The organism is Kitasatospora sp. NPDC127035 (assembly GCF_042726075.1).
Lineage (GTDB): Bacteria > Actinomycetota > Actinomycetes > Streptomycetales > Streptomycetaceae > Kitasatospora.
Map to the genome: position 1 here is coordinate 1 of NZ_JBHXDN010000071.1, position 3,686 is coordinate 3,686.

General features: G+C 74.3%; 2 protein-coding genes. One reads left to right on the plus strand and one right to left on the minus strand.

The features are described 5' to 3' along the window. Positions 1-174: 174 nt before the first annotated feature. Positions 175-1,617 (minus strand): cation:dicarboxylate symporter family transporter, encoded by a 1,443-nt coding sequence (locus ACFWIC_RS33635; protein WP_380355032.1) that lies wholly within the window; start codon positions 1,615-1,617, stop codon positions 175-177. A 241-nt stretch (positions 1,618-1,858) separates the two neighbouring features. Between ACFWIC_RS33635 and ACFWIC_RS33640 the strand changes: the two genes are divergently transcribed. Further along, on the plus strand, positions 1,859-3,508 hold the full coding sequence (locus tag ACFWIC_RS33640) for an ATP-binding protein (protein ID WP_380520745.1): 1,650 nt from the start codon (positions 1,859-1,861) through the stop codon (positions 3,506-3,508). Positions 3,509-3,686 lie beyond the last annotated feature (178 nt).

Below are 3,686 nucleotides of genomic sequence, written 5' to 3' on the forward strand. Positions count from 1 at the left end.
ATTTTTCAAGCACAAGACGGAATACGATATTTTCGTGTGTCTGGTGGGCTCGTTTTTGTTTATAAGACCCAGGGGGTGGGCGGGGCAGGGGGGGCCCCCGGGCCGGGGGCGGTCCGGGGGGGTTGGGCGGGGCGCCGGGCCGGGGGAGTCTCATCGGGAGGGCGGGACCGGGGGTCAGGCGGCCGCCGCGCTCGGGGTGCCGTGGGCGGTCGGGGCGGGCTCGGGCGGGCCGACCGGAGCGGGAACCGCGCCGGGGGCCGTCGCGCCCGGGGCCGCGGCGTCGGCGGGGCCCGCGTGGGTGTCGACCAGGGTCCGCTCGTCGAACGGCACCGCGCCGGTCAGGACCTGCCGCGCCCGCTCGCGGTCGAACTCGCCGGTCCACTGCCCGACCAGGACGGTGGCCACGGCGTTGCCCGCGAAGTTGGTGAGCGCCCGGGCCTCGGACATGAACCGGTCGATGCCGACGATCAGCCCGACCCCGTCCACCAGCGCCGGCTTGTGCGACTGCAGCCCGCCGGCGAGCGTGGCCAGCCCGGCGCCGGTGACCCCGGCCGCGCCCTTGCTGGCGATCACCATGAAGACGAGCAGGGACAGCTGCTCACCCACCGACATCGGCTTGTCCAGCGCCTCGGAGATGAAGATCGAGGCCATCGTGAGGTAGATCGCGGTGCCGTCCAGGTTGAAGCTGTAGCCGGTCGGGACGGTGATGCCGACCACCGGACGGCTGACGCCCAGGTGCTCCATCTTGGCGATCAGCCGGGGCAGCGCGCTCTCCGAGGAGGAGGTGGAGAGGATGAGGAGGAACTCGCGGCCGAGGTAGCGCAGCAGGGTGAAGATGTTGACGCCCGCGACCAGCCGCAGCAGCGTGCCGAGCACCACGACCACGAACAGGGCGCAGGTCGCGTAGAAGCCGATCATGATGACGGCGAGGCTCTTCAGCGCGGCCGTGCCGGTCGCGCCGACCACCGCCGCCATCGCCCCGAAGGCGCCGATCGGCGCCACCCACATGATCATCGACATGACCCGGAAGACCAGCCGCTGCACGTGCTCGACGCCGCGCAGCACCGGCGCTCCGGCCGGGCCCATCGCCTGCAGCGCGAAGCCGGCCAGCAGGGCGACCAGCAGGGTCTGGAGCACCTTGCCCTCGGTCAGGGCGGAGAGCATGGTGGTCGGGATCATCCCGAGCAGGAAGTCGGCGGTGGACTGGGCGCCCCCGGCGGCGGCCTGGGCGTGGCCGGACTTGGCGAGCGCGGTGGTGAGGTGGAGGCCGCCGCCGGGCTCCAGGAGGTTGCCCACCAGCAGGCCGATGGCGAGTGCGACGGTCGACATGGTGAGGAAGTAGCCGAGCGCGAGTCCGCCGACCCTGCCGACCTTCGCGGCCTTGGTGACCGAGCCGATGCCCAGCACGATGGTGCAGAAGATGACCGGGCTGATCATCATCTTGATCAGGTTGACGAAGCCGGTCCCGATCGGCTTCAGCTCCACCGCGAAGCCGGGCGCGGTCAGTCCGACCACGACACCCGCGACCACCGCCACGATCACGGCGAGGTACAGGACGTGGGTGCGGTCCTTCCGTCTGACGGCCTCGGCCTGCGGCCCTGCTCCGGTGATCGACATCTGCGGCTCCTTCGCCCAGCTGTGCCCTGCGCTCCTGGCGGCCCCGGGTGGTGGGCCGCTCCGACTATGGGGTCGGGGCGTGACGCGGGTCACGTTTGCGTTCATAGAGTTCACGGGGCGGCGGTCGAGGTCCGGGGGCTGCGGGCGGAGGGCCGGGAGGCCCGGGAGGGCCGTGGCGCCGTTCCGGGGCGGTGCCCGGGTGCGGGCCGGCCCCCGCGGACCGTGGTGCACACTGACAGGCATGTCCGCGCGCACCCTCCCCTCGCCGCGCCGGCCGGTGCGCAGCCTGGCCGGACAGCTCTTCGTCGTCCAGGTCGTCATCGTCGCCGCCGTGGTGGCCGGCGGAGCCGTGCTCGCCTACCTGTTCACCGCCGACCGCACCGAGGACGCGGCCCGCCGCCAGGTCACCGCCGTCGCCCGTGCGGTCGCCGACTCGCCGGCCGTCCTGGCCGCCGTCTCCGGACCCGACCCGACCGCCGTCCTCCAGCCGTACGCCGAGCGGGTCCGCGTCGACACCGGGGTCTCCTTCGTCACCGTGATGGACACCGCGGGCGTCCGCTGGACCCACCCCCTCCCCGAGCAGATCGGCCGGACCTTCCTCGGCCACATCGACTGGGCGCTCGCTGGGGAGACCCGCAGCGAGACCTACACCGGCACGCTCGGTCCGTCGGTACGGGTGGTCACGCCGGTGCTGGACGACCGGGGCCGGGTGGTCGCGCTGGTGAGTGCGGGCATCACCGTGCAGTCCATCTCGGCCCGGCTGCGCGGCCCGCTGCTCGCCCTGGTCGGGGTCGCCGGGGCCGCGCTGGCGGTCGGCGGGGTCGGCACCTACCTCGCCAACTCCCGTCTGCGGCGGCATACTCACGGGATGGGTCCGGCCGAGCTCAGCCACCTCTACGAGTACCACCAGGCCACCCTGCGTGCGGTGCGCGAAGGGCTCGTGCTGCTCGACCGCCGCCACCGGGTGGTGCTCTGCAACGACGCGGCCCGCGAACTCCTCGGCCTGACCGGGAGCCTGGACGGCCGGCCGATCGGGGAACTCGGCCTGCCGGAGGCGCTCGTCGCCGCGGTGCTGGGGGACGTTCCGGTGCGGGACGAGGTCCACCTGACCGCGGAGCGGGTGGTGGTGCTCAACACCTCCACCATCGGTACCGGTCTCGGCCGCGTCCTCACCCTCCGGGACCACACCGAACTTCAGGCGCTGAGCGGCGAGTTGGATTCGGTGCGCGGGTTCACCGAGGCGCTCGGCGCGCAGGCGCACGAGGCCGCGAACCGGTTGCACGCCGTCGTCTCGCTGATCGAACTGGGCCGCCACCGCGAGGCGGTGGAGTTCGCCACCGCCGAACTCGCCCTCGCCCAGCGGCTCACCGACCGCGTGGTCGCCGCCGTCGGCGAGCCGGTGCTGGCCGCCCTGCTGCTCGGCAAGGCCGCCCAGGCCGCCGAACGGGGCGTGGAGTTGACGCTCACCGCGGACAGCTCGATCGACGACGGGGTGCTGCCGCCGGGGCTGTCCGCCCGCGACCTGATCACCGTCCTCGGCAACCTGGTCGACAACGCCGTCGACGCGGCGATCGCCGGCGCCGCCGAGAGCCCCGTCCAGCCCGAGGTCACCGTGACCGCGCGGATCGACGACGGCCACCTCCTACTCCGGGTCGCCGACACCGGCGCCGGCATCGACCCGGCCGCCGTGGACGACGTGTTCCGGCGCGGCTGGAGCACCAAGCAGGACGTCCGCGGGCACGGACTCGGCCTCGCACTGGTGGCCCAGGCCGCCCGGCGCAACGGCGGCACCGTCGAGGTCGGCCGGGACCGGGGCGCGGTGCTCACCGTCCGGCTCCCGCTGGTCCGGCAGCCCGGGCCGCCCCGGCCGCGCGCGGCGGTGGCGCCGTGAACCCGGCCCCGCGGACGCCACCGGCCGGGCCGTCGGGCGGGTTGTCGGGCAGGTCGTCGGGCAGGTCGTCGGGCAGGTCGTCGGGCAGGCCGTGGGTCGGGGCCCACGGCGGGGCCCGCCCAGGCCCCGCCGACAACGTGGCGGGGGTCCAGGGCGACCCCCTGGGCGGCCCCCGCCA

Excerpts from the sequence above, each read along its gene's own strand:
- ACFWIC_RS33640 (WP_380520745.1), top strand. The coding sequence starts at position 1,859 with ATGTCCGCGCGCACCCTCCCCTCGCCGCGCCGGCCGGTGCGCAGCCTG.
- ACFWIC_RS33635 (WP_380355032.1), bottom strand. The coding sequence starts at position 1,617 with ATGTCGATCACCGGAGCAGGGCCGCAGGCCGAGGCCGTCAGACGGAAG.